A 19,502-nucleotide genomic window follows, 5' to 3' on the forward strand; every position below is an offset into this window, starting at 1 on the left:
TTCAGTCTCTTTAGCTTGAGCCGATAATGCCTAACCCGCAATCAAGCACCTTGCCTGCCTCAACGTCTCTAAAATGTTTGTAGTCGTAAAATCGTTTATTTACGTCCTCATTAATGAGTAATCGAGTGCAATCACTGAGATTTGCCTGACCAGTTAACTCGGTCATCCTTTGCTTGAATTCATTTAGGCGATCTTCTCTGTATGCGTTTGCAACATAGGGATGAAGCGGGTTTAGATAAAACCTTGCATCCACTTTTTCTTGCTTGAGCCATAGAACTAGATCCTTGAATTCACTAAAGCGGTTTTCGATCCAGGGCGTTGCCATTGAAGGTTTGGGATTGATCGGAAATTGTTTGCGAATGAAAGCTTCGTGATCTTTTTTGATTTCGCGGTCGTAACGGTCGAGGTAATATCGTCCCGTTCCCTCTATGTCATACCTTACCGAGGGTTCTCCGCGTAAAACGGTGACAAGCCGGCTAAATCCGTCAGACAGACTCGATGCGAATAAATAATTAAACAACACCTTTTGCTTACTGCTTTCATCGGCTATCGGGTGTAACTGGTAAGCCGGGCCATATGACTTGATGTCCGTAAAAGCAATTGGCTCCAAACCATATACGATGTTGCTGATTGCCACGCCTTCGTGCTTCAAACCTTTCAGCGTTGCCAAGATTTCATCGGGCTTTGCGGCCAGAAATGCAAGATTGTAAAAGCGTGTCCCAGGCAAACGCGCTTCTAATAAAGATGGCTCAATCATGCCCATGATTGACGATCCCACAATGAATGCGTTCGGTAATTCATGTTTTGATTTTTGGTGCTCGTCTGGCGATTCGTTAATTGCCGAAACAATATTTCCAGATGCCAGAGGCGATCTTTCTCTTGCATCCCTTACAAGATGTTCGACCTTCAAGTATCGTTCGTTTGTAGTCGACGATGTGTATCGAGCACCAATCGAGTGCTTGTCACTGAATATCTGGTACGGGTTAACCACCACATTCCAGGTGGGTAACGCCCAGGCAACAGCTCCGGTACAAAGCAAGCTGGCTTTCCAAAATGAATCAAAACTGCCAATAGATAAAGCTTTCATGTGATCCTGACATCCAAATACTGGTTAAAAATAAAGCGGATAGATAGCCAACATTTCTTAGTGAAGGCCGCAGTGATTGAACTTCTTTTTGCGCGTTCACATACGCAATGCAAACCGAAAGTAGAATTCCGATTTGAATGAATTCCATACCAGAAATAAGACTGGTTTGTGCGCAGCTATTACAAAGGCCAGACAGCATGCTTGGGACAGCAACACCGCTGATGCCAACCATCCCTTTCCAGATTGAAATAGCATGACCAACCGATTCGGCTCGAAACACAACCCAGGCCACTGTCACCGACAGAAACGTTAATCCGATTGCCGCCGTTTCCGGAAGCGCATATCGGGTTCGTTCCCAAACTCTGTGCATACCAATGAACAAACCATGCAAGAGTCCCCACAAAACAAACGTCCATGCGGCGCCGTGCCAGAAACCACCAATGATCATTGTCAACCCCGCTGCCATGACTCCTTTAACAAATCCATTCCTATTTCCGCCAAGCGGGATATACACGTAGTCACGTAGAAATCTTGATAATGTCATGTGCCACCGCTTCCAGAAGTCGGCAATGCTTTTCGCCTGGTAAGGAGAATTGAAATTTTGAGGCAGGATGATTCCGAACATTAAGCCTATCCCTATGGCCATATCGGAGTATCCGGAGAAATCGAAGTAAATTTGCAATCCATATCCCAAAGATGCCGTCCACGACTCAAAGAACTGTAATGACGTGTCAGTTGCAAATAACGGGTCTACTTTTTCGGCGATCCTGTCGGCAATGACGCTTTTTTTGAACAGCCCAATTACAAACAAAAACAAGCCTTGGGAAAACAGCCGTGCATCAAATGCAATCCGCTCTTTGAGTTGCGGCATGACATCCGAGTAATGAAGGATTGGCCCGGCAATAAGGTGAGGGTAAAAAGAGATGGAGAAGGCAAATCGTCTCAGGTTGAAGTCTTCTACATAGCCTTTGTAACAGTCGACTAAGTAAGCGATAACCTGAAATGTGAAAAATGAAATCCCTAGCGGCAAGACCAACTTCAACGGTTCGGCGCCAGATCCAGTCAAGTCATTCCAATTTTCAATGAAGAAGTCTGCGTATTTGAAGTATCCCAGCAAACCAATGTTATAGATCAAGCCGATGGTCAATAAGGGCTTCGATTTTGTTCTGGAAATTTGCATTCCAAGAAAAAAATTGCCAATGGCATTGCCAATCAATAACGGGACGTACCGCGTATCCCACCATCCGTAGAAATACACGGAACAAATAATGACCAGTAATTGCGCGTCATTTTCACGCTCCAATTTTTGGAGCGTCCACCATGTTGCTATTGATAAGGGAAGGAAGAAATAGATGAATTCTGGCGAATTGAATAGCATGTTTGCTCCTGATTACCGGTACAAACATGCTATCCACTACACAAAAACTTATCCGTGTAAAAGGACGCTTAAAAACGCCTCTTTTGGTTGATCGACTGTCCTATTTTGGGACAGCCTAGAGTTTCACAATCTATCTGGTCGGCGAGCGCGTAAAAACCTTTCTTTTTGGGTTCTTTCTTTGATCAAAATAACGCTGATCGCGCTCAACGAGCGATGCAATTTTTTATTATCCAAATTTTCTTGCATCAAGCCGCTAACAGCTTCAAGACCCATTTCAAGCTCTCTATAACTCATTAAATACGGGCTCACTGGCAACAATCTGGGTTCATAAATCCTTTGAACCGATTTGTCTTCCAGGCGGGCCTGTTGTTCATTCAAACGATTTGCTCTCTCTACTTCTTGCTCAGGACTCAAGTATTTCGGATAGTAGGTTTCTCGAATGCGTTCAGTAACCAAATACCATGCACCCTCGTCGAAGTACTCTTGTTTATCCGGATAGGTAACTTTTCTGTTCTTTCTAAATCTTTTGTTGACTATCTTTTGATGGTTTTCATCGAACGCCTGCAATTGCTCGCATTCATTCCGCAATAGCTCATGGCTCTTATCCTTATTGAAACCCGAGCTGTTCCCTCTCTTATCGACACACTCTTCGATAGACAAATATTCCAGGAGATCACGATCCCGGTTAATGTTGGTGCATGCCGAAATCAGTATTGCCTGTATAAGTACCAAAGCCAGTTTCATTTTACCCTTGGCGTTGCTTAAGCTCGCGGCCAAACACAGATTCTAGCTCTCGGTACCGCCATGGACTGCAAAGTGTTTTATGCCCAATCGTCGATTTAGTAGCCATCAACTCGTATAGCTCTGTCAGATTCGTGCTGGAAATCTCGTTTAATCGGTTTGGAAAAAGATTCAGTTTGTCGTTACGAGCCTTAATGGATTTTTGTGCATCAATATCGGCCTCTAGTCTCGGTTGATACTTATTGCTCAGATCTTTTGGAAGCCTCATTTCTGGAAAATTCTCATCAATGTAAAGTCCTTTTACAAATTCCCAGCAAAGTGAATTTTTTTCTAATGGGTCTTTCGAGGCATGTTTTCCTTGCCCGGAATTCCCATCAAGGTTTGATTCAGAAAATTTTTGAACCATCACTATCCGATGGCATTCGTGATGGGCTTGCAAATATCCCTGCTCTCCACTGATTTTAGTTTCTGTCATACGCTTCATTGCGCATGCATCCAGCTCTGCATTTTTTTCCAGCGCGAATCGTTGGGCTTGAGTACACCCAGTCAACCAGCCCGCCATCATCATTAAAACAACCAATCTAACCATAACCTTTCTCTCGACCCCCCACGGGCGTTTAACTATCGAATTTACCCTGATCCAGCATCTCACACCCTTAAAACAATGCAAGGGTGCATCGATGTCATCTTTCTAATCCTGGGGGGCGGTGGTAAACCCGTGAATTAACCTGAAATAATGAAAAATTTATTTAGTAATTCACTAAAAAAATTCATTTATTTACATGATTAGTGATGATTACCTTAATTATCATCACTTTGCATGAAATCCAGGCAATACAATTTCAACGAGGTATTTTGCAGGCTATCAGATGCGCCGTATCTCGCTAAGAGCCTAATCTAAAAGGATTATTACGCCTCTACAGATAGACTTTGAGAACGATGCGCAAGCAAACGTCGGCGGAGAAATTCCCGGAAAGCCCGATGGCTGGACGGTTTTCCGATCAAGGAAGCTGCGGAACGTCACGAGCATTTGTTGAGTTATCTGAGCGCGAGAAACGCCAACTTCTAGGCGTAGACGGAAAGGGTTACCGGAAGCAATCTTCTTGACGACGGAGGAGTGATCGGTGGCCAAGGATGGCCGGAGAACTTTGCCTCCGGAAACCGGTTAATTGCCGCCGAATCTTGAATAGGGCACCTGTACCAGGCAGGCTCCCAACACCTGTACCAGGCAGGCTTGTGTTCTTGCTACGTTTTGGATAATCTTATTGATAAGGTGATCTGACCGAACCTGCCGCCGGGTTAAACAGATATTGCGAATTCAAGCAATCCATACACTCGACCTCAATCATGGTTGATGCGTAATCGGCGGACATCGACCGAAATTTGATTGGAGGTTTTTCATGGCTTCAATTCCGCTTTCGAAAATTTCTTTGGGTTCCGTAAAAAAATCATTACGGACGCAATACCCTGATATTCGATCATCACATTTGAGTGAAGCGCTTGCTGCTTCTTTACGTCGTCGCACACATGCATCGCTCCTTGCTGAATTGCCCAGTTTGGCCGTTGATCCTCCGATTGAACTGCTTGACGAGGCGCTGTTTGATCAACGTCTTCAGGAGTTTGGTTATCAGCCCGACCCAGAATTCAGTTTTGAATGCCTAGAAAAAACGCATGTGATCCGTACAGCCGATATGTCTGCTTGGGATATCGAGTATAAGAGTGCTCGCGAAATGGCTTGGCGCAATCTAATAGTGCTAACAATCAATGCCGGTATAGAATTGAAACTATTTTCCTTGCGCCCTGATGACAATCGCTGGCCAGGGGCTGACAAGAGGGAATCTTGTCTATTTAATTTTTTATTGCCAAATGGCTTGCCGGCTAAAGGCTACGTATGTGATGCAGGCTGGGGTGAATTATCCGTACACGCTGCGGTGAATCCTAATGGGGAATGGGTTAGGACGTCCAATGCAGGGTTTCATGCAGGTGATGCATTTGCTGCTAGTTGGCTGGAGCGTAAAAATGGCGCATGGCTTCAATCTTCCACGTCGATGTTCAATTGCAAAAAGACAATTTTACATGCCCTCGCTGAACAAGTTGTAGAGCCTTTAGGTTACGGAGATAGGGGTAGGGTTATCATGTAGCCACCCTGCCAGGTTCGGGACTCCCCCGAAGAATCGGGGGAGGATTTCAGCGCTTCAATAGTTCACTGACAAATTCATGAAGCGACTTTTCCTGTTCTGTGCTCAGCGCGGCGCATGACAATGTCAGAGTTATCTTTCTTCCATTGTTTTTTAACTTGCCTACTGCCTTGCCTTTTTCGTTAATGAAAAGCATGGGTTCTGAATTTGATTGACTTCCAGGTGATAAACTTGGTTTTTGAATGGATGATGCTAATGTCGCTATTCTTTCGATCTCGGAAGCTACTCTTATCTGGGTCAATTCCCCGGCTTCAACGAGCTCAATCGCTTGTAGCGTTGCTTCACGATATCTTTGGTGGTCAATTGTTTCTTTGGCAAAGAGTCTCTTCAGTTCCTCTGCTGCAGTTCGATTCAGTAAAAAAGGGTTTTTATCCAAAACCGATCTCAACCACTCCGGCAGTTCCATAAACGCCAAATAACGGTAGAGTTCGCTTCTCGTTTTTTTAAGATAGCGAGCTAATTCAGTTCGGCTTCCAAAATTTTCTTCCACGCCATGAATGGCCAATGCCACTTCATAATCGCTCAAGCCTTCGCGATCAAGGTTTTCAGCCACCGCAATCAATCGCATTTGCATATCATCGGCGCATTTCACTATTGCGCTGATATGCGGTTTTTTAAGTTGCTGATGAGCACGCCAGCGTCTTTCGCCAGCGATAATTTGAAACCGGTTTTCATGTTTTCTAACAACGATAGGTTCAATCAAACCGTGCACATCGATTGATTCAGCAAGCTGTTCAATTTTTAATTGGTTAAAGTCTCTCCGGGGTTGCCATGGATTCGGGTCTATCAATTCCATTGCTATGGGTTGACTTTCGCCGTCGCTACTGGTCAATGAAAAAATTGGGCCCGAGGCCAAGTGTTGATCGAGATTGTTCTTGGATAAAGACTTCAACTTATCAAGAGGGGATTGCTTTTTGGTTTCATTCATTTTGGCGTTCCTTGACTGTCTCATTCTGGGACAGAGAAATTTTTTTTTCGACCCTTTGTGAGACGAGTCCTATCTAATTCACGATGGTTTCTTGGTTGTTTTGTTCCAGGCCTAACTTTTCGATCAGATACTGCGCCAATTCCTCAAAATCCTTAGCCACTTTCCCGTCTTTTTCCATTTTCCGTATCGGCATCCGGGCAATTGACGCTTCGCCAACCTTTGCGCCTGCATGGATTACCATCGGCAATATATTGCCAATCTTCTCCTGTACTGTTTCAAAAATAGCTTTGCAGGCCCGTCTTCTTTCATCGTGTCTTGAAATCAATACACCGATATTGATCAATTCCGGATTGATGCTTTCTTTGATCCGATTTATATATGCGGTAAGGTCGGCTACCCCGTATAAAGGGTACTGGCTGCTGGTTTCGATCGGAACTATGTAGTGGGTTGATGCGGCCAACGCATTGCCAGTAAGCAATCTAAGTGACGGCGGAGTGTCGATGATGATGATATCGTACGCTTCGCGTAACATTTCAATACGCCGGCGCATCTCTTCGTATGGCCTTGGTGAATAATTTCTCAGCGACTCTTCAACTGACTGATCAAGTTCAAGCGATCCCGGTATTAAATGCACATTTTCAAATCCTGGGTTTGTTTCGATTTGAATCGACTCCATGATTTCCTCAAGACTGCCGCGAAACAATACGCTTGAGTTTTTACTTAATGTAGATGGGTGCGCGACACAAACATGAGTGCTTGCATTTGCTTGAGGATCAACGTCGATTAAAAGCACATTGAATCCTTGAGCGCCTAATTCGGCTGCCAAATTTACAGCAAGCGTTGTTTTGGCTGAGCCGCCTTTTTGAATGGCTACGGTAATGACCGGCGCTAATCCTGTTTTTTTCTCGCTCATTGTTTTTCCTGTTTTTTAAATTGAGTGATTTATGTGCCTGTGTCTCATTGTGGGACACAGCGATTCCTTCGAATCACGGTTCATTTTCCGCATATTTGAAATAATGCAACCAACCACAAAAAGATTCCTTTCCAGGAGGGTGTCTCATTGTGGGACAATTTTTATCGCTGCGACTAAGATGCCTTTTCTTTGTCACTCAATCCCAGTATGGCCTTGTATCGCTCATCCCGGTCGGTATGAACATAGATAGAGGTCGTGGCAATGTTGCTGTGACCAAGATTGTCTCGAACGATTGCTAAGGGGACACCGCTGGCAACAGCGTGACTACCATGGGTGTGCCGCAGCCAGTGCGTACTGGCTCGCTTTAGTTTTTCTGCTGCTAAAGGGTCTTTATCAGCTACTTCACTCGCCGCCTCTTCGAAAAATCCTTTGAGTTTTTGATATAGTCCTGACGCGCTAAGCGCTTCTCGACTTTCCCCGCGCAGCTTTCCGATAATGGGCGTGTTCTCTGACACGTAGCCAACTGGACCGAGCTTTCTATCCCGAAGATGAGCATTAATTCCATCCATAAGGCTTGGTGGGATGGGTATCTCTCGATGTTTATTACCTTTTCCAATAACATCAAGCCACCATTGATCGCCATCAAAGTTTGATACTTGCTTCAGGTCGCCAACTCGTGCATGCACTATTTCGTGTAACCGAAGCCCAGTTTGATATGCAAACTTTAGGATAAAGACCGTGCGCTGGTAACCATTGCGTTGCGATTCTGTTAAAGCAGTATTTTTTGCCTGATTCTCAGCAAATACGTTAATTTGCCCCCATAATGCAGGAGACAACACACGGTCTGTACTGTTGGTTCTTCGCCCATATCCTTGTGTGCTTAACCCTGTAAAAGGATTGCTATCCAAATAGCGCTGCCCCACCAGCCATTCACAAAGACCGCTCAGGATGACTTCGGATTGGCGAATGCTGGATGGTTTAAGTGGCCCTTTTAATGGGCGCCATTCCGGAGACCATCTTGGCGCTGGCTTGCCAACCCATCGATTGGCTGGATGGGGATCAGCAAGAAACCGCCTGTATTCAGCACAGTCAGGCATTGTAATTGAAGACAAGGCCTTTCCTTTCTCAAGGATCGCCCAAAGCAGGAATCTTTCAGCTTCTTTACGATATGCGCGGTGTGTTGATGTGTCGTCGCCCCAGAGCGATAGCCATGCCATAATTGACTCGTAATCATTACGCGCATCAATTCTGCATCGTTCTATGGGTGCCCGGTTTGTACCGGCTTCACCTGTTAAATGCGCAGGCGGAGCAAACCGTTCCAATGGTGCGATGCGATTACTAACGACAACCACATCAAAATTGGTCGCCTTTTTAGACGACAGGTCTAAAGAGATGCCTATATCATCCGCTGATGTCGAAAAAAAATCGTGGATTGCTTCTGCTGATTGCTTCCCAAGATTGGGTACTTTTTTCCACCAACTGCCACCGTGCTGATTGATAAACGCTGCGAGTTCAGCCAGTGTTTTTATTTTTTTGACGCAGGCTAACCGAGCCGAAATTTGCTGCGGGAGCCATCGGTTGTAATGATCTTCTGATTGAGGCTTGGGATCTGGCTTTGACTTGAGCGTATCAACAGATTTGAGTGCTCGATTCATCCATTCCTGGCTGTATTCCCGATCCTGCTCCCATAGTTTTGCATCACCATCTATTCCTAGTTGCTGTGCTTTTCTTGCAAGTTTTTCGCGTAGCAGCCTAACAACACGCATAACCTCATTTCGGTCTGCGTCGTCGAGATACATTTCCCCTATGACATCCCATGAGATGCCTTGAATCCAACTGCGTATTAATGCTAATTCACTAGGATTCAAAGTGAAATCCTTTCGCCGGTTAGTTTTTCTGCAGGGCGGCGCTGTTTTTTGACCAACGCCTGCAACTTAACGGATCGTTCTTTCTCTTGAAGCAACGCTTTTTCCGTGCTTGACAGTTCGGCCCGCAATTTGTCGACTTCTGCCTCTAGCTTACCTTGGCGTTCTAACTGATCTCCAACTTGATTCATGATTTGTGTCAGTCTTGCGCGTAACGATTCCTGATCAAGCCTTGCTGTTTCCAGGGATCGATTCAAGTTTGAAATGATTCTGGCTTGCTCGTTCTTTGCCGATTCCTTTTCTTCCTCAATCCGCTTCAGATGCCAAAGATGATCTTTCTCAGATTTTTCCGACCATTCCTTGGCTTGAATCTCGTGTGATTTTCGTGCTTCTTCGAGTGCACCTTCTGCTCTTGAAAGATTTTCTCGATTAATAGCCAATGCGAATTCTGTTTCTTTGAAATTTTGCGTTGCGACTTCCAGGTTTTCGACCAAGCCATTAACCAAAGCGATTTGTTCGGCCAAGGCTTGGTTCAGTTCGTCTTTTTCAGACTCCCGTTGCTGTTGATTTTCTATTAATTTTTGTTCGAGACATTTGAGGTGAGATTTCCATTCAGACTCTCGGAGTGATAGCTCTTTCTCTTTTGCTTCGTATCCCTTCTTTGCCTCAATAAGAGCTAGATTCCAGAGTGATTCTGACGCATCCACGATAACCGCAGGTATATTTGGATTTTCTAACTTTTTACGATGCTTTTCGACAAAATGCAGAGTCCAATCATTCATCGCCCGCTTGATTACGGCGGGGCTATTCACATGAATGCGATCCCGAATGGCTTCAATCGTAGGAAACCGTCCGTCTTCCAAAAACACTGAATTGCAGCATTCGTAGGCAAGGGAATAGGTATCTGATCGCTTTTCCATTTCGCTCACTTCCCCAGGGACATTGCCAAGTCAAAATTCAGCTGAAGTTTTTTTTGTGCCCGTGTTGCGGCAACAGAAAGAATATTCAGAGCTTCGGTTTCAACAAAGCATTTCTGTTCTTGCGTTAATTGCATGATTTCCTCGCGTCTGAGATTTTTCTAAAAAAATCTCACGGACTTTAAAAAACGCAAGCGGCACTATTAATACGCTTGCTCAATCCTCGACCTGGTTTTTTCGTCAAGTTCACTCCATACGGACATTACTGCTCTTCCTAATGCCGCCTGTTCATCCCTTTCTCGACCAAACATCCAATAGGCGCCAACAACACTGACGGCCGATCCTGAGACGGCGATAGCCAGCGCAATCAATACTTGCGACCGCAGCGACAACCCATCCGATCGCTTCACTTCGTTGACCATCCGATTCACCGTTTTGGCCACTGATGCATTTAACTTTTCCTCGAACGCCTTTTTTTCCTTCTCTGCCACTACCGCAAATTCGACCTGCTTTTCGTGTGCATGACTTTCCACTTTTGAAATCGATGAAGCCAACTTGTCTTCCAGTTCAAGAACCAGTGGAACCATTTTGGCCTCCAAATCGCCGATCCTTTCAATGAGCACGCCGACGTCACCAATCGCTTCTATAATGAGCGCGTCCCTTGTCGTTCGTGGATGCCTGGTTTCGCTCATGGTCTTTTAGGAAAATAGTTCCACGTAACAAGCGTCCAGATTTCGATTAACGCTTTTTGCCAGAGCTTTAAGCCCAAACATCTCACTCCAATGGCTTCGCTTTTTATCATCCGCGTCCCTGTTATCGTGTAACAAAGCCTTATAGTTTTTTGGGTCAGATAGCAATTTTTCGATGGATAACTTTTTTATTGCCAAAACATCAAAGAGCTCGTTTTCAAAAATGGCCGCTTTTGTATTGATTATTGCGTTGTTATTTTTACTAACATAATTAAGCAAAATCTGAAATTCATCATCAACGCTTGACTCGACACGATTAAATATCACCCTTACCTTTTCTTTCGGCACTCCTAATCCTGCCAAAGTACCAATCATCGATGTTGTTTCTCTCTGCTCTTTTGTACCGTTTGTTACCGGTATAAGAAAATAGTCGAACTCAACATGTGATTCGTCGAATTTATGCATGCCTTCCAAAAAATCTTGGATATTTGATGCACCGATATCGATTATCACATCATCTTCTACCATTAACCGTTTGAACAGCTCTCTGAACTTTTCCCCTTTTATTTTTTCAACCGCTATACCAATACTCTCCGCCGTTTCGTTAATGCTTTCCACCGCAATTATTTGCGCTCCATTCATGCGTGGTGATAATAAATGCGTTGCGATAGTGGTTTTTCCAACGGTACCCGTAAAATTCATGATGGCTACTTTCATTGCCTTATTCCATTTATTGTTTAACTTGTAATTTAATCTTCTTGTTCGTTATCTTTAATTTCATCGTACTCTTCGTCATGTTCTCTAAGGGTTTTTATCCGCATATCTCGTATCTCCTTGGGAGTCAAAAATTTTTTATTGGCTTGTTCATTAATTGATTTTTCTTGCTGAGAATCTTTTGTTACTAAAACACTTGAATTATTTTCATGGATATTCAATCTTATAATTCCTTTGTTTCCTTTTTGGTTTGTTTCTGGTTCTTGGTTATTGCCCTTTCTCTTTTTTCTAATCCGGTATAAGTTTTTCTCGAAAGTTTTAAGGCTCATACTGATACCAAGCGACTCGCTAATCGCTTCAAGAACTTTTTCCCGGCGCACCCCGGATGACAAGGCTAACTCCACTGAGTCAATTACCTCCCTTAATTTGGCTGCCTCTGATTTCCCATCAATCCCGCTTGCCAGCTTCGCTAGCTTTTCAATCGCATCAGTTTTTCTGTTACCCAACGAACGCCCCATAAAATGTCCTACTAGTGCCCTGCGACTATCCTGCGGCGGTACTGAACTGTCATGAATTATTCATTTTTTTGTCCTGCACGCGTCCTATGAATGTCCTGTGGTTTTCCTTTAAATGACCTGCAAGTGTCATGTGCCAGCTTACCTAGAACCACAATGCAAATCAGATCGAAAGAGGCGGGAAAACCGCTCCTTTCGTTTTGGCGATGGATTGACGTTGACAATAGCTATTAGCTCAGTAGAGAATAAAAATTCGTTTATGGGTTTCCTGCATCAGGACGCACTAACCCGACAAGAACTGCGGCGATCGCAGTATAAAAAGCTTCGACCTCACCTGGACAGCCCATGTGGCGGCACGGATGTCACCAGGCCTAGGCTCACCAACACTGAGTCCTTTCCATCTTTTCCCGGCATATGCGCTGGAAAATCATCGCACTCAAAGTGCGTCTGTCGATCGCAGCATTGGCTGCTGTTGACCCATAAACCCTTTATCAATTATTTGCGCTTTGAGCCCTTGGACGGTAACGCGTAATCAAATCTGACTGGTCAATTTTTTTTGCCCCTGGTCTTTTTTAAAAACATAGACACTTACAGTCTATGCCAACCCCTCAAAAATCCGCCTTGTAAAACAGAAGCCTATCCACTCCGCGCTTCCAAATTCTCAATAGGAAAAGCTGGGGTTTCTCATATTTTCACTTTGAAAAAGCTCAGAATCAGGTATGACCCGGCCAAGAATATTGCGTTGGCTGGCTCGATTGACACCCACCTGTTAGGCATTTTTCATCAAGTTTTCGCCACGCGCGGCGGAGAAGAAGTAGCGCATTGACGTTTGTTTTTTCTACACCCTGCTGGGAGGCCAGTCCCAAGCACCTTATGCTCACCGTCGAGAGAACTGTGTCCGTAGAAAAAGAGGCGTTGGGGATTCCTGTAGGAATTCCCACTGGAGCCGGTTATGCCTGCTCTCGACGTAAAAGATTTTTTTGGACAACCCGGCTCCACCCCAGAGCGGCTTGTAAAAGCTGTTCCGGCGTGGAGCTGTTGCAACATGGAGCAACAACTTTTTTCTATGAGGAATTTATGGAGACACTGACAAAATCAGAAAAGCACGCTTTCAAACATATTTCGGAATGCATGGCTTTGTAATATGGATAAAGCCATGTTGCGCCACAAAACCAGTCTTCATCAGCTATACAAAAACGGCGAGGCTGAAATAACCCGAGCTTGTAATGAGGATTCCAAAACACAAAAACGACTGATTAACCAATGGCTGAGTTTTTGTATTTGGTCGATTACCAAGGACGGTAATCACCTTGAAAGCATAAGATCGGTAACCAGCGAACATATTATCCGTTACGGACAATATCTAAAGTCAGAATTCGACAACGGAAGATTTGCCAGCACATTGAGCGCGACGAGTTATTTGTCCGGCATAAATACCCTGATGAAACTAATCCATGGTGGCAACTGGGAAAAGATCAGTCCTATAAAGGATTGCGGCTTGGAACCTATTTCTCATATTCCAAACAAGAAACCTGGATTAGACAAAAATGGCCTGCCGGATATTGAAAGTCTGGCCGGTTATTTACTCGAACTTCAAATGTCGCTTGGCGTTGTTATTCGAGAAGCCCTAATTCTGGATTTAAGAGAAGCGCTGATTGAAGGACGCTCGACAGGATTTGTAACCATTACCAACTTTCAAAATGGAATCCGGAGAAAGGTCCCTTGCCGCCCATCTGCCATCAAAGCCATTGGCAATGGTATAGCGGCCAGGCGCTTGCAAAAACTATTGCCGAAAAAGTGGGAATTTAACGATTTTCTATCAGCCCATAACAAACTGGCAGCGAGAAAGGGCTACTCAACCAATACCGCCAGAGGCATTTATGTTCGCGACCGGTATCAAGAATTGGCCGGTGTCGAACCGCCGATCATTTCCGGACTCGGTCAAACTGAACACTGTCAAAAACTTTCCCAATATTCCAATAAGACACCATCCGAAACCAAAGGCATCGACAAAAAAACCCGTCACAATATTGCCAAAGAGATCGGTGTGCTCGGCATAGAACAACTCAAAGAATACCTGGATAAAAAACCATGAGTCGAAATTACGAAATCGGCAGCCGGGATATGTTCACGGCCGGGAAAATGCTACTGAAAGATCGTTCACCAAATGGGTTCAAAACCAAATCCGATTACAGCGACCGCTGGCGTCTGTTTTGCATGTACGCAGAAGAAAATGGCGTGAAGAAAATGGAAGATGTCACCCCTGCGTTCGTCATTTCCTATGGCCAGCACCTGCAACAGCAACTTGAAGCCGGCATCTATTCCAGCGCGTCGGCGCCAAAGAATTACCTATCGACTGTGAATTGCGTCATGCGTTTGGCCACTGGAGGCCTATGGAAAACTGTTAGGCCGAGTAAAGATTGCGGCATCGAACGCAGAAAATACATTCCCAAGGAATCCAAGGCGCTACCAGAAGCCAAACACCAAGAAGTCCAGCAAACGATCGATGATCGGCTGTCCAAAATTATGGATTTGCAACGAGTCTTGGGGCTTCGCTTCAAAGAAAGCTGCCTTTTCGATGCCAAAACCGCTTTGAAACAACTCGAAAAATTTGGCTTCATTACCATCCAGGCCGGTACCAAAGGTGGTCGACCCAGGCGATTGTTCTGTGACGATAACATGCGGAACGTCATTCAAGCGGCATCCAGTATTCAAAACGGAAAATCAATGATCCCTAAGGAAATGACCTACATCAAATTCCGCCAGGAATGCTACCAGCAGGCAAAGGTGAATGAAATTGCCTTCCATCCGGAACGTCATGCCTTCGCGCAAAAGCGTTACCGCGAGTTAGTCAATGCGCCGTGTCCACTTGAGGCTGGATGGGAGCACAAAGGCCGGATCGAAAAACTGGCCGAATACCTGTCAACTTCCGTAGAAGAAGCCAAGGACATTGACTGCAAAGCCCGCCTCAAAATCTCAATGGAATTAGGTCATTCTCGCGTGGAGATCAGCAATGCGTACCTGGGCTAGGGAGCTGGAATCTTATACTCATGACTACGTACGCCGGGGTGGAAAACAAAACCGCCGCAAGCAGGTTTCCTTGATCGTGAACTTCCTGGAGTTCACCGACGCCCAAGAAGGATTGACCTCGCTTCACCGCTTGGGCAAGCGTCATGTCATCAATTTCTGGAAAGGGCATCGAGATATGCCGGAGAAATCGGCCTACGATTATTGGTTAGGGTTTTGCCAATTATGGAGTTGGCTTGGAAAATCCGAGAAGCCACCGCGACCGCATAAAATGAATGCTCATTCTGATAATCCAGGAACTGAGGAAGCCAATTCTCAAGCGGTTTTGTGCTTCACCGAAATATCTGCCGCCATCAAGACTGCCCGTGAGGCGAAAAGCATGCCGATCCTTAAGCTTGCAAACTTGTCAGGTTGCGATCCCACGATCCTCAATGAAATCGAAGCCGGTCAATATGGCGCTGCCACCATTTCAGACATCCAGAATCTGTTGAAGATTTTAAGCGTCAATCTGACCCTAGCTAGGACATAACCTTCTGAAGACTTAGTACCGTGTCTTTTCGTTTATTTCATTTGTTTCGTTTATTTCGATTGTGTATAATGTGCTAGTGACTTTTTTACTGACGACTTACTGAAATTTAAGCTTATTACCAATCTTCAAAATCACACATAACGACATACGCATTCAAAAATAGCTGAAAAATCGACATCTAAAGACTGATAAGCACAAACTGACAATACTAGAGAAAACAATGAATACTAAAGAAAGTCCAGGTCTTCCAACGGAAGCCGAAGTTTCGTTAGCAAAGGAAAGCAGCCGGTTGCTCTCCTTGTACTTGAGCACTAAAGAAGAATCACAATCGATCAGAGTCATTGATCAAGCAGGTGAACATGAAGCGGTCAGAATTCCCACTGCCGCATTTCGCTTATTGATCGATGTGCTGTCCGAAATGGCTCAAGGCAATGCAGTCAGTATGATTCCTGTGCATGCGGAACTCACAACACAAGAGGCGGCTGACATGCTCAATGTTTCCCGTCCGCATCTGATCAAATTGCTCGACAGCGGCGTGATTCCTTTTCACAAAGTAGGCACCCATCGTCGTGTGCGTTATCTCCATTTGGTAGATTACAAAGCGAAGGTCGATTCGGAACGATTAGCAGCGTTGGAAGAACTATCAGCCCAGGCACAAGAACTAAATATGGGTTATTAATTAATGACAAGCTTTTCCGTAGTCTACGACGCATGTGTATTGTATCCAGCACCCTTGCGCGATTTACTGATGCACCTTTCTCTGACCGATCTATACCGAGCAAAATGGACGGCGGAAATCCACGAAGAATGGATGCGAAACGTCTTGACCGTTCGTCAGGATTTGACACGCGAGCAACTTGAACGAACACGAAAACTGATGGATACCAGTGCCCGTGACTGTCTGGTAACCGGCTACGAATTTCTGATCCCAACTCTGGCTTTGCCAGACCAAAACGATCGGCATGTGCTCGCTGCTGCAATACGCAGTCAGTCGAGTGTTATTTTAACTTTCAACCTGAAGGATTTTCCTGAAACGGAACTCGAAAAATACGATGTTGAGGCGCAACATCCGGATGAATTCATTTCAGATCTGATCGACTTGAATGCGGCCAGGGTCTTGGCGGCTATTGCCAAACACCGACAATCCCTAAAAAACCCGCCAAAATCGAGCAAAGAATATTTGGATACCCTGTTGCAACAAGGGCTGCCCGAAACTGTTAGCCAGTTACGGCAATGGGAATTATCATTTTAAGCTCTGGCAAATGCTCCACAAGGCCAGCAGAGATTTTTCTGGATGAATAGCTACCAAATCAAAGATTTCATTTACACACGGGTGGCATTGCCACCCGTGCTTTAATAATGAACGTTTCAATTATTGAATCGCTTCGAATAATTCTTGAGCTTTTGTACGAGCTTTGACATCGTCTTCTTGGCCAAGGGGTTCAATCCTGATGCCCTCTCTGCCATCAACGAACATTGGGCCACCGATGTCATCGTCGTAATGGGATCCATCCTCATGAATAGCGTAATAGTCGTCTTGAGTCAGATCGGTACCTAAAAGTTGAGAGAGATAAATCCAGGTCCAACAACGCAACAAGTTACCCTGGTCAAATTCTTCGATGAGTCTTAGCATTGCTTCCGTTTCACCCTTTTCAGCCGCAACGGTTAACCAGGAATGGACATCCTGATAACGATCTAATTTTTCAGCTATTTCTGCTACTTTTAGTGGATCATGATCAAGCCCATTTCTGGTTTGTTCAAAAAATGTGGGATCATCAAAAAAATCTGCCAAATCGATCAAAGCGAGTTCATTTCCTAAGCGTCCCGCCTCACGGAGATGGTGCTCGTACTTTTGATCCTTCGCAACGGTGAATGCATACTGTTCAGCCCATTCTTTCTCCACTCCCGCTAATACACGGCCACTTTTTTCTTGGTTATACCAAAAATCAAACCCTGGTGACCGTTCGTCTACATCTACGGGGGAATGGATCAAAGCTAAAGCATAATGGGCACTGGCATTCCCTCTTGTAGCAGCATCTTCAAGGGTTTTCAGTAATTCTTGTGAAATCAAGTCTTGAGGTTCGTCATGGAATGGAGGCCAATCCTTGTCGACCCATTGCTCCAGATTTTCGTCTTCACTTTCGTCAACATCCTCTTTCTGCCAATCTGAATAACCTCGATAGGATAATTGCTGCCTTAGCTTCAATATCAAATCGGAAAGCAACAAGACATTGATCCGCTTCTGTTCTATTAAAACCGGAAATTCGGCGACAATGAAATCGGCGACATCATTTGAGTATTCAAGCTCCAAGCAGCGTTTATGTAAGGCCTGTGATTGCTGGATGCAAGAATGTTCCTGCTCGCCTGGCAACAAAATAGAGTGAGAACTCAGTGCCGCAAAGGAGTTATAGCCAAATGCGGTAGCTAAAAGTTCGTAGATATGAGTCCTTTTGAAAGTGGCGGCAATATGAGCCTGGCAGTATTGATGTGTCTCGAAGACAAATGCTTTGATAGTCATAAATAATTTCCTCAACACTTCATCGTTCTGGGATGAATGCACACGTTTAACGTCCCAACGACGAAGCCATTTAAGAAAATTAAATCAATGACGATATTTGATTGACCTGTTTTTACTCGTGTGCAAGTAAGGCGGGCGCCATAGATTATTCTAGTCGTTTGATTAATGCTCGTCAAAAAAAGGAAGGAAGGCAAATTCCGCGCTAAGGAACAATTTTCACGAAACCAACGCTCTTGTAACGAAAGATGCTCAAAAATCACGCCTTTCGTTGTGACCTCACATGTTGTTTTTCATTAGGATCATGCATTTCAAAGGAGACCGAATAGTTCATGCATAAGCAACAAATCATCATCTATCCAGAATACAGTGCGGATAGTCTTGGATCAGCCTGGGCCGCGTGGGAGTTTTTTGGCGATGGAGCCTATTACATATCTTATCGCTACAACGATCCTATGCCTCCGTTTGAGAAGGGTGCCGAAGTTTTTGTCCTGGGCTGTGGTATTCCTTTAGGAATGATCTATGAAGCAGCCATGCAAGCTGAACGGATCGTCGTCATTGAGAGCCAGTCGCATTATGAAGCAAAGTACTTGGAACAGCTCAATGCTCAGCTGTTAGCACACAACGTTACCTTCATTATTGATAGTTCCCGAAGCGCTTGCGTCATGTCTTGGGACTTTTTCAAACACACCAAGACGCCGCTCTTATTGGAGATGATCCAGGATCATAATCAAGGAAGGTTTTCTATTGAGACATCCAGGGATGTCGTAGCCGCGCTGAACAATCGTCTTCCTATGGATCTCATGGAATTCGGGGGAATTTCTGTTGGCGAATTAAGAGCGGGGAGTCGCTATTTTTGCGAAAGCTTGTTTTGGGCATCCCAGCCCAAGCAAGCGGCAAAAACTTAACGCGACCGCTAATGGCTGCGCCGCCCCAGCCGTCCTGCTCCCTCGTTTGATACCCAACAAGGGGTATCAAACTGAGTGCGCAATGACTCGACGCGATGTCGGATGGCTTTGCAATTTCACTCCGCAAACAGCGCTCCGTGAAATCGCCCAGCCCTATCGCTTCTGGGGACTACTCGGCTTCCCGCCTCGCAGCGTCGGAAGGGAAAGCACTGAATGAGCAGACTCGAAGAATTGCCGCCCGATTAATGCAAGCGCGTCATGCGGTTTGTTTTGGCGATGTCGTTGGGATGGCCATCAACGCGCCGCCGGCATTTGCCAACGATCTTGGCCTGATGCTATCCATGGAAAGGGGAAGCTTTGGAATAACGTATCACTTCAATGGCGAGCGTAATGCTTGGCTTTGTTCGCTTCGTTCAAATGGCTCTGTCAATGTTGGGTTACTAGCTGAGCAGTTTGGCGGTGGAGGAAATGAACGAGCTGCCGGATTTTCGGTACAGAGTGGCGAGTGTGATTTTCTTTTTCCTGCGTCAAAAGGGGTAAAACTGCAAAAACACAACATGTAGTATAGTTAGACTGAC

The 19,502-nt window shown here is 45.0% G+C and carries 22 protein-coding genes; 9 read left to right on the plus strand and 13 right to left on the minus strand.

Features of this window, described 5'->3' with window-relative positions:
• Positions 1–10 precede the first annotated feature (10 nt).
• From A3OW_RS0108270 to A3OW_RS0108285, 4 genes are all read right to left on the minus strand, one after another.
• Entirely contained in the window at positions 11–1,087 is a 1,077-nt protein-coding gene (locus A3OW_RS0108270; RefSeq protein WP_020562963.1) for a hypothetical protein, read from the minus strand.
• Positions 1,059–2,465: an MBOAT family O-acyltransferase gene (locus A3OW_RS0108275; protein WP_020562964.1), complete on the minus strand. Its 1,407-nt coding sequence runs from the start codon at positions 2,463–2,465 to the stop codon at positions 1,059–1,061. The genes A3OW_RS0108270 and A3OW_RS0108275 overlap by 29 nt, the downstream gene beginning before the upstream one ends.
• Before the next feature lie 123 nt (positions 2,466–2,588).
• Positions 2,589–3,209, minus strand: coding sequence for a hypothetical protein (locus A3OW_RS0108280; protein WP_020562965.1), 621 nt, complete (start codon positions 3,207–3,209; stop codon positions 2,589–2,591).
• A 1-nt stretch (position 3,210) separates the two neighbouring features.
• Entirely contained in the window at positions 3,211–3,795 is a 585-nt protein-coding gene (locus A3OW_RS0108285; protein WP_020562966.1) for a hypothetical protein, read from the minus strand.
• Positions 3,796–4,606: 811 nt separating this feature from the next.
• Between A3OW_RS0108285 and A3OW_RS0108290 the strand changes: the two genes are divergently transcribed.
• On the plus strand, positions 4,607–5,347 hold the full coding sequence (locus A3OW_RS0108290) for a hypothetical protein (protein WP_026223423.1): 741 nt from the start codon (positions 4,607–4,609) through the stop codon (positions 5,345–5,347).
• A gap of 46 nt (positions 5,348–5,393) precedes the next feature.
• Here the strand turns inward: A3OW_RS0108290 and A3OW_RS24425 are convergent, their stop codons facing one another.
• The 8 genes from A3OW_RS24425 to A3OW_RS24440 all read right to left on the minus strand — a co-directional run bounded on the left by A3OW_RS24425 (position 5,394) and on the right by A3OW_RS24440 (position 11,948).
• Positions 5,394–6,332, minus strand: a complete 939-nt coding sequence (locus A3OW_RS24425) for a ParB/RepB/Spo0J family partition protein (protein WP_020562969.1) — start codon at positions 6,330–6,332, stop codon at positions 5,394–5,396.
• Between the two features lie 73 nt (positions 6,333–6,405).
• The gene (locus tag A3OW_RS24430) at positions 6,406–7,245 is read right to left on the minus strand and encodes a ParA family protein (RefSeq protein WP_020562970.1); all 840 of its coding nucleotides are present in this window, start codon (positions 7,243–7,245) and stop codon (positions 6,406–6,408) included.
• Positions 7,246–7,418: 173 nt separating this feature from the next.
• Positions 7,419–9,113: a tyrosine-type recombinase/integrase gene (locus A3OW_RS24435; protein WP_020562971.1), complete on the minus strand. Its 1,695-nt coding sequence runs from the start codon at positions 9,111–9,113 to the stop codon at positions 7,419–7,421.
• Positions 9,110–10,030 (minus strand): DNA-binding protein, encoded by a 921-nt coding sequence (locus A3OW_RS0108310; RefSeq protein WP_033411644.1) that lies wholly within the window; start codon positions 10,028–10,030, stop codon positions 9,110–9,112. The genes A3OW_RS24435 and A3OW_RS0108310 overlap by 4 nt, the downstream gene beginning before the upstream one ends.
• 5 nt (positions 10,031–10,035) lie before the next feature.
• The gene (locus A3OW_RS28825; protein ID WP_020562973.1) at positions 10,036–10,164 is read right to left on the minus strand and encodes a hypothetical protein; all 129 of its coding nucleotides are present in this window, start codon (positions 10,162–10,164) and stop codon (positions 10,036–10,038) included.
• 66 nt (positions 10,165–10,230) lie between these two features.
• Positions 10,231–10,719: a hypothetical protein gene (locus A3OW_RS0108320; protein WP_020562974.1), complete on the minus strand. Its 489-nt coding sequence runs from the start codon at positions 10,717–10,719 to the stop codon at positions 10,231–10,233.
• A 6-nt stretch (positions 10,720–10,725) separates the two neighbouring features.
• Positions 10,726–11,433: a StbB family protein gene (gene stbB / locus A3OW_RS0108325; protein WP_020562975.1), complete on the minus strand. Its 708-nt coding sequence runs from the start codon at positions 11,431–11,433 to the stop codon at positions 10,726–10,728.
• A gap of 32 nt (positions 11,434–11,465) precedes the next feature.
• Complete coding sequence (locus A3OW_RS24440) at positions 11,466–11,948, minus strand: hypothetical protein (protein WP_020562976.1); 483 nt, start codon at positions 11,946–11,948, stop codon at positions 11,466–11,468.
• 891 nt (positions 11,949–12,839) lie between these two features.
• Here A3OW_RS24440 and A3OW_RS27700 point away from each other — a divergent pair.
• From A3OW_RS27700 to A3OW_RS0108355, 6 genes are all read left to right on the plus strand, one after another.
• Positions 12,840–13,088, plus strand: a complete 249-nt coding sequence (locus A3OW_RS27700; RefSeq protein ID WP_157385833.1) for a hypothetical protein — start codon at positions 12,840–12,842, stop codon at positions 13,086–13,088.
• Position 13,089: 1 nt separating this feature from the next.
• The gene (locus A3OW_RS0108335; protein ID WP_020562977.1) at positions 13,090–14,040 is read left to right on the plus strand and encodes a hypothetical protein; all 951 of its coding nucleotides are present in this window, start codon (positions 13,090–13,092) and stop codon (positions 14,038–14,040) included.
• Entirely contained in the window at positions 14,037–14,975 is a 939-nt protein-coding gene (locus A3OW_RS0108340; RefSeq protein WP_020562978.1) for an integrase domain-containing protein, read from the plus strand. Before A3OW_RS0108335 ends, A3OW_RS0108340 begins: the two co-directional genes overlap by 4 nt.
• Complete coding sequence (locus A3OW_RS0108345; protein ID WP_020562979.1) at positions 14,959–15,501, plus strand: helix-turn-helix domain-containing protein; 543 nt, start codon at positions 14,959–14,961, stop codon at positions 15,499–15,501. Before A3OW_RS0108340 ends, A3OW_RS0108345 begins: the two co-directional genes overlap by 17 nt.
• A gap of 220 nt (positions 15,502–15,721) precedes the next feature.
• The gene (locus A3OW_RS0108350; protein ID WP_020562980.1) at positions 15,722–16,180 is read left to right on the plus strand and encodes a helix-turn-helix domain-containing protein; all 459 of its coding nucleotides are present in this window, start codon (positions 15,722–15,724) and stop codon (positions 16,178–16,180) included.
• Between the two features lie 3 nt (positions 16,181–16,183).
• A complete protein-coding gene (locus A3OW_RS0108355) occupies positions 16,184–16,753 on the plus strand; it encodes a PIN domain-containing protein (protein ID WP_026223424.1) in 570 nt (189 codons plus the stop codon).
• Between the two features lie 120 nt (positions 16,754–16,873).
• Here the strand turns inward: A3OW_RS0108355 and A3OW_RS0108360 are convergent, their stop codons facing one another.
• Entirely contained in the window at positions 16,874–18,019 is a 1,146-nt protein-coding gene (locus A3OW_RS0108360; protein ID WP_020562982.1) for a hypothetical protein, read from the minus strand.
• A 329-nt stretch (positions 18,020–18,348) separates the two neighbouring features.
• Here A3OW_RS0108360 and A3OW_RS0108365 point away from each other — a divergent pair, with 329 nt between their 5' ends.
• Both A3OW_RS0108365 and A3OW_RS24445 read left to right on the plus strand, forming a co-directional pair.
• On the plus strand, positions 18,349–18,924 hold the full coding sequence (locus A3OW_RS0108365; protein WP_020562983.1) for a hypothetical protein: 576 nt from the start codon (positions 18,349–18,351) through the stop codon (positions 18,922–18,924).
• A gap of 95 nt (positions 18,925–19,019) precedes the next feature.
• Positions 19,020–19,487 carry a DHH family phosphoesterase gene (locus A3OW_RS24445; RefSeq protein ID WP_020562984.1) on the plus strand — a complete coding sequence of 156 codons (468 nt, stop codon included), beginning with the start codon at positions 19,020–19,022 and terminating at the stop codon, positions 19,485–19,487.
• The last annotated feature ends 15 nt before the right edge of the window (positions 19,488–19,502 follow it).

The sequence above is a fragment of the Methylosarcina fibrata AML-C10 genome (genome assembly GCF_000372865.1).
GTDB classification, from domain to species: domain Bacteria; phylum Pseudomonadota; class Gammaproteobacteria; order Methylococcales; family Methylomonadaceae; genus Methylosarcina; species Methylosarcina fibrata.

Excerpts from the sequence above, each read along its gene's own strand:
- A3OW_RS24445 (WP_020562984.1), top strand. The coding sequence starts at position 19,020 with ATGTCGGATGGCTTTGCAATTTCACTCCGCAAACAGCGCTCCGTGAAA.
- A3OW_RS0108285 (WP_020562966.1), bottom strand. The coding sequence starts at position 3,795 with ATGGTTAGATTGGTTGTTTTAATGATGATGGCGGGCTGGTTGACTGGG.
- A3OW_RS0108350 (WP_020562980.1), top strand. The coding sequence starts at position 15,722 with ATGAATACTAAAGAAAGTCCAGGTCTTCCAACGGAAGCCGAAGTTTCG.
- A3OW_RS0108310 (WP_033411644.1), bottom strand. The coding sequence starts at position 10,030 with ATGGAAAAGCGATCAGATACCTATTCCCTTGCCTACGAATGCTGCAAT.
- A3OW_RS0108360 (WP_020562982.1), bottom strand. The coding sequence starts at position 18,019 with ATGACTATCAAAGCATTTGTCTTCGAGACACATCAATACTGCCAGGCT.
- stbB (WP_020562975.1), bottom strand. The coding sequence starts at position 11,433 with ATGAAAGTAGCCATCATGAATTTTACGGGTACCGTTGGAAAAACCACT.
- A3OW_RS0108280 (WP_020562965.1), bottom strand. The coding sequence starts at position 3,209 with ATGAAACTGGCTTTGGTACTTATACAGGCAATACTGATTTCGGCATGC.
- A3OW_RS24440 (WP_020562976.1), bottom strand. The coding sequence starts at position 11,948 with ATGGGGCGTTCGTTGGGTAACAGAAAAACTGATGCGATTGAAAAGCTA.
- A3OW_RS24425 (WP_020562969.1), bottom strand. The coding sequence starts at position 6,332 with ATGAATGAAACCAAAAAGCAATCCCCTCTTGATAAGTTGAAGTCTTTA.
- A3OW_RS0108275 (WP_020562964.1), bottom strand. The coding sequence starts at position 2,465 with ATGCTATTCAATTCGCCAGAATTCATCTATTTCTTCCTTCCCTTATCA.
- A3OW_RS0108345 (WP_020562979.1), top strand. The coding sequence starts at position 14,959 with ATGCGTACCTGGGCTAGGGAGCTGGAATCTTATACTCATGACTACGTA.
- A3OW_RS0108270 (WP_020562963.1), bottom strand. The coding sequence starts at position 1,087 with ATGAAAGCTTTATCTATTGGCAGTTTTGATTCATTTTGGAAAGCCAGC.
- A3OW_RS0108290 (WP_026223423.1), top strand. The coding sequence starts at position 4,607 with ATGGCTTCAATTCCGCTTTCGAAAATTTCTTTGGGTTCCGTAAAAAAA.
- A3OW_RS0108335 (WP_020562977.1), top strand. The coding sequence starts at position 13,090 with ATGGATAAAGCCATGTTGCGCCACAAAACCAGTCTTCATCAGCTATAC.
- A3OW_RS28825 (WP_020562973.1), bottom strand. The coding sequence starts at position 10,164 with ATGCAATTAACGCAAGAACAGAAATGCTTTGTTGAAACCGAAGCTCTG.
- A3OW_RS0108340 (WP_020562978.1), top strand. The coding sequence starts at position 14,037 with ATGAGTCGAAATTACGAAATCGGCAGCCGGGATATGTTCACGGCCGGG.
- A3OW_RS0108365 (WP_020562983.1), top strand. The coding sequence starts at position 18,349 with ATGCATAAGCAACAAATCATCATCTATCCAGAATACAGTGCGGATAGT.
- A3OW_RS0108320 (WP_020562974.1), bottom strand. The coding sequence starts at position 10,719 with ATGAGCGAAACCAGGCATCCACGAACGACAAGGGACGCGCTCATTATA.
- A3OW_RS0108355 (WP_026223424.1), top strand. The coding sequence starts at position 16,184 with ATGACAAGCTTTTCCGTAGTCTACGACGCATGTGTATTGTATCCAGCA.
- A3OW_RS24430 (WP_020562970.1), bottom strand. The coding sequence starts at position 7,245 with ATGAGCGAGAAAAAAACAGGATTAGCGCCGGTCATTACCGTAGCCATT.